Source organism: Syntrophotalea sp. (assembly GCF_050253115.1).
In the GTDB taxonomy this organism is placed as follows: Bacteria; Desulfobacterota; Desulfuromonadia; order Desulfuromonadales; family Syntrophotaleaceae; genus Syntrophotalea; species Syntrophotalea acetylenica.
Window position 1 is genome coordinate 1 of the sequence record NZ_JBFWJQ010000152.1, and the last position, 4813, is coordinate 4813.

The window sequence follows — 4813 nt, forward strand, 5'->3', positions numbered from 1 at the left end:
GCAAAATTGCGGACAAGGTTGGCGCCAAAATCATGGTCGACATGGCGCATATCGCCGGTCTGGTAGCTACCGGCGAGCACCCCAGCCCGGTGCCCCATGCTGAATTCGTCACCACCACCACCCATAAAACCCTGCGGGGTCCCCGGGGTGGCATGATTCTGTGCCGCGAGGAATATGCCAAGGTCATTGATAGCAATATCTTCCCCGGCATTCAGGGCGGGCCGCTGATGCATGTCATTGCCGCCAAGGCCGTAGCCTTCAAGGAAGCCCTTGCGCCCGAATTCAAGGTCTACTCCCAACAGGTGGTGCGCAACGCCAGGGTGCTGGCCGAGGCTCTGGTCAAGCGGGGGTTGAACCTGGTGTCCGGCGGCACGGACAATCATCTGATTCTGGTCGATTTCACCGGTACCGAAACCACCGGTAAAATGGCGGAAAAAGCTCTGGAAAAAGCTGGGATCACCGTCAACAAGAATTCCGTGCCCTTTGAAACCCGTTCGCCCTTCGTTACCAGCGGTATTCGGTTGGGTACGCCCGCCACTACCACCCGCGGACTCAAAGAGGCGCAAATGGAACAGGTTGCCGATTGGGTAGTCCGTGCCCTGGCCAATATGGAAAACGAGGCTGAACTGGCTGTCATAAAAGGTGAAGTGCGCGAAATGTGCAAGCAATTCCCGCTGTACGCGCATCTGCTGAAATAATGCAACGACCCTCCTGGGAAGAATATTTCATGGAAATCGCCCGCCTGGTGGCGCGACGCTCGACGTGTCTGCGCCGCCAGGTCGGGGCGGTTCTGGTCAAGGACAAGAACATCCTTGCCACCGGTTACAATGGCACGCCTTCCGGGTTGCGACATTGCAGCGAGGTGGGGTGCCTGCGCCAGTTGCACAATGTCCCCTCGGGGCAGCGCCATGAACTGTGCCGGGGACTGCATGCCGAGCAGAACGCCATCATTCAGGCAGCCAAGCATGGCACCAACATCAGCGGATCCATGCTGTTCTGTACCAATACGCCCTGCGTTATCTGTTCGAAAATGATAATCAATGCCGGCATTCTGCAGGTGGTGTTTCTGGAAGGCTATCCGGATCGCCTGTCCCTCGAAATGCTTGCCGAGGCCGGTATCCGTGCGTGCAGTCTGGCGAAGCTGATCGAAGACAGGGAGATTGCGTCGCCATGAAGTGCCCTTTTTGCGGTTATGCCGATACGCGGGTCATCGATTCCCGCCTGGGCAAGGAAGGCAACAGCATCCGGCGGCGCCGCGAATGTACCCAGTGTGAAAGACGTTTTACGACGTTTGAACGGGTCGAGGATATGCTCCCGCTGATTGTGAAGAAGGACGGCCGGCGCCAGCCCTTCGACCGGAAGAAGATTATCGCCGGCATTCAGCGGGCCTGCGAAAAACGGCCGGTTTCCATCGCCACCATTGAAAAAATCGTCGATAATCTCGAGCGCCAGCTGCAGGAAACCGGCGACCGGGAAATCGAATCCAGCGTTATTGGCCAGGCCGTCATGGATGCATTGCATGACCTCGATCAGGTGGCCTATGTGCGGTTCGCTTCGGTGTACCGTCAGTTCAAGGATATCAACGAGTTCATGGCCGAGCTGAAGGATATTCTGGCCGAGGGCGGCAATTCCAGAGAGCCGTGAAAATGTTTTTGCAGCCCCTTGCCGGGAAGCGGATCTGAAACGTGCAAGACGTGTCGGAAAAATTTATGGGCCAGGCCCTGGACCTGGCCAGGCAGGGGGAAGGGCGCACCCGCCCCAATCCGGCGGTCGGCGCCGTCATTGTCCGGGAAGGTGTGGTGGTCGGCCGCGGCTTTCATCCCCGTGCCGGGGAGCCGCACGCCGAAATTTTCGCCCTGCGGCAGGCCGGTCCCCTGGCCCGCGGCTCCGACCTCTATGTGACTCTCGAACCCTGCAGCCACTACGGCCGCACCGGACCCTGTGCCGATGCCATCATCGAGGCCGGCGTGGCGCGCGTGTTCATTGGCACCCAGGACCCCAATCCCCGGGTGGCCGGGAATGGCATCCGCAAGCTGCAGGCCGCCGGCGTTACGGTGCAGGTCGGGGTTCTCGAAAAAACGTGCCGCCGGATCATCGCTCCCTTCGCTAAACACGTTGTGACCGGATTGCCCTTTGTTATCCTTAAAAGCGCCATGACCCTCGACGGCAAAACCGCTACCTGCACCGGGCATTCCCGGTGGGTCAGCAATGCCGCCAGCCGGCAGGAGGTACATCGTCTGCGTGACCGCATTGACGGCATCATGGTCGGTATCGGCACGGTGCACAAGGACGATCCCCGTCTCACCACAAGGCTTTCCGATGGCGGCCGGGACCCGGACCGCATCGTGGTCGACTCCCGCCTGCGCATTGCCGAAGATGCCGCCATCCTGCACCTCGCCTCGCCGGCCCGAACCCTGATCGCTACCACCGTTCATGCTGCCGCTGGCAAGGCGTCCCGTTTGCGTGCCCTGGGCGCCGAGGTTCTGATTCTGCCGTCCATCGATGGGCGTGTCGATCTTCGTGCTCTGCTGAAGATGCTTGGCGAACAGGGGATGCAAAGTATCCTGCTGGAGGGAGGTGCGGAACTTAATGGCGCTTTCTGGCGTGCCGGGCTGGTGGACAGGGTCATGATGTTTATTGCTCCCAGGATTGTCGGAGGCGATGATGGCAAAAGCGTTTTCGGCGGCCCTGGCGTCGAGTTGATGAGCGATGCCCCGGTGCTGGAGGATGTCAGGATCAGCCGCTTCGGGGATGATGTTCTGATTGAGGGAGAGGTGAAAAGCTCATGTTCACCGGTTTGATCGAAGATCTCGGAACCTTGCGACGTTTTGCCCGGAGCGGCGACAGCGGTCGCATCACGGTAGCCACCGCCATCCCCATGGAACAGATCGTCATGGGTGAGAGTATCGCCGTCAACGGCGTTTGCCTGACGGTGGTCGCGTTTGGCGACGGGTCTTTTACCGCCGATGTTTCCCCTGAAAGCCTGGGGCGCACCAATCTCGGACAATTGAACACCGGCGCCCGCGTCAATCTCGAACGCGCCCTGCGTCTTTCAGACCGGCTTGGCGGTCACCTTGTCAGCGGCCATGTCGATGCCCTCGGTGTCATTGCCGAGCGCCGTCAGGACCAGAACGCGGTACGCTTCACCATCGAAATGCCCCCATCTCAAATGCGTTACCTGGTCGAAAAGGGGTCGGTTGCCGTGGACGGCATCAGTCTTACCGTCAACGCGGTAACGGACAGCAGTTTCGCCGTTGCCGTCATCCCCCATTCGCTGGCCCGCACCACTCTGCAATGGTGCGAAGCGGGCAGTCGCGTGAACATCGAAACCGATATTCTGGGAAAGTATGTCGAGCGGTTGCTGCGTCCTGCCGGCGCGCTGCCGGGCAAGCCGGACCTGACCCTCGACTTTCTTGCGAAAAACGGGTTTTTATAGTTCGTGTCCAGCACCGCCTGGGGCTGATGCGCCGCGGGAGTCCCTTGCGCTGTCGGCCCCCTGCAAATGCCCGCAAACCATAGATAAATTCTTTCTTTTCTTGCGAAAAGACCTGCATTGGTGTTATTGTCCGCGATTATCGGAAGCAGAGGGTTCGCAAGAGGCGTCGGGGACGGCTGGGCCACGGGGTACAGAAATCGCGGGACGCTGCCGGTTTTTCGTCGGATCGCGCTGATATTTCGCGCCACGCAGCCCCCGCCTTTTACGCCGTACCGGACCAAAAAGGAGATGCACAATGAGCATGGCCAATATCGAAGCCGCTTTGGAGGATATGCGCCAGGGTCGCATGGTGGTTCTTGTCGACGACGAGGATCGGGAAAACGAAGGCGATCTGACCATGGCCGCCGAGATGGTCACTCCGGAAGCCATCAATTTCATGGCCCGGGAAGGGCGCGGCCTGATCTGCCTTTCCCTGACCGAGGAACGCGCCGATTATCTGCAGCTGCCCCTCATGGTCAGCCAGAATACTTCCTCTTTCGGAACCGCATTCACCGTTTCCATCGAGGCTCGCAAAGGCGTAACCACCGGGATTTCCGCCAAGGATCGGGCAACCACCATCCAGGTGGCCATTGCCGACGAGAGCAAGGCGCAGGACCTGGCGCGTCCCGGGCATGTGTTTCCGCTTCGCGCCAAAAAGGGCGGGGTCATGGTGCGCGCCGGCCAGACCGAAGGGTCGGTGGATCTGGCCCGTCTCGCCGGACTCAAACCGGCCGGTGTCATCTGCGAGATCATGAACGACGATGGTACCATGGCGCGCATGCCGCAACTGGAAGAATTCGCCAAGCGGCACGGGTTGCGCATTGTCACCGTGGCGGATCTGGTGCGCTACCGCATGAACAAGGAAATGCTGGTGCGGCGGGAGGCCGAAACGGTGATTCCCACGCCTTACGGTGGCGATTTTACCGCCATCGGTTACGAAAACGATGTCGACAAGGCGCAGCATCTGGCGCTTGTGAAGGGGACCATCGACCCCGAGAAACCGGTATTGGTGCGGGTTCACTCCGAATGCCTTACCGGGGACGTGTTTGGTTCCCTGCGATGCGACTGCGGCGATCAGCTGCACGCCGCCATGTGCCAGATCGCCAAGGAAGGGGTCGGCGTTATTGTCTATATGCGCCAGGAAGGCCGGGGTATCGGCCTAAACAATAAACTGAAGGCCTATGCCCTGCAGGATCAGGGGCATGACACGGTGGAGGCCAATGAAGCTCTGGGATTCCAGGCCGACCTGCGGGATTACGGCATCGGAGCCCAGATTCTGCATGACCTGGGCGTCCGCAAAATCCGCCTGATGACCAACAACCCCAAGAAAATCGTGGG

6 protein-coding genes are annotated in these 4813 nt (G+C 60.0%); all 6 read left to right on the top strand.

All coding sequences use genetic code 11. The features are described 5' to 3' along the window. Window positions 1-698, top strand: a 698-nt coding sequence (locus AB7E65_RS11990; protein ID WP_428746022.1) for a serine hydroxymethyltransferase, incomplete at its 5' end; no start/stop codon positions are given. Next, the gene (locus tag AB7E65_RS11995; protein WP_072287481.1) at window positions 698-1174 is read left to right on the top strand and encodes a deoxycytidylate deaminase; all 477 of its coding nucleotides are present in this window, start codon (window positions 698-700) and stop codon (window positions 1172-1174) included. The genes AB7E65_RS11990 and AB7E65_RS11995, both read left to right, overlap by 1 nt. Further along, window positions 1171-1644: a transcriptional regulator NrdR gene (gene nrdR / locus AB7E65_RS12000; protein ID WP_072287482.1), complete on the top strand. Its 474-nt coding sequence runs from the start codon at window positions 1171-1173 to the stop codon at window positions 1642-1644. The genes AB7E65_RS11995 and nrdR overlap by 4 nt, the downstream gene beginning before the upstream one ends. Before the next feature lie 65 nt (window positions 1645-1709). Next, entirely contained in the window at window positions 1710-2801 is a 1092-nt protein-coding gene (ribD, locus tag AB7E65_RS12005; protein WP_072288162.1) for a bifunctional diaminohydroxyphosphoribosylaminopyrimidine deaminase/5-amino-6-(5-phosphoribosylamino)uracil reductase RibD, read from the top strand. Further along, entirely contained in the window at window positions 2786-3436 is a 651-nt protein-coding gene (locus tag AB7E65_RS12010) for a riboflavin synthase (RefSeq protein ID WP_072287483.1), read from the top strand. Before ribD ends, AB7E65_RS12010 begins: the two co-directional genes overlap by 16 nt. Before the next feature lie 295 nt (window positions 3437-3731). Beyond that, the coding region (locus AB7E65_RS12015; protein WP_428746023.1) for a bifunctional 3,4-dihydroxy-2-butanone-4-phosphate synthase/GTP cyclohydrolase II at window positions 3732-4813 on the top strand (1082 nt) is incomplete at its 3' end.

Coding starts and splice junctions, on each gene's coding strand:
- ribD (WP_072288162.1), top strand. CDS start 1,710: ATGGGCCAGGCCCTGGACCTGGCCAGGCAGGGGGAAGGGCGCACCCGC.
- AB7E65_RS12010 (WP_072287483.1), top strand. CDS start 2,786: ATGTTCACCGGTTTGATCGAAGATCTCGGAACCTTGCGACGTTTTGCC.
- AB7E65_RS11995 (WP_072287481.1), top strand. CDS start 698: ATGCAACGACCCTCCTGGGAAGAATATTTCATGGAAATCGCCCGCCTG.
- nrdR (WP_072287482.1), top strand. CDS start 1,171: ATGAAGTGCCCTTTTTGCGGTTATGCCGATACGCGGGTCATCGATTCC.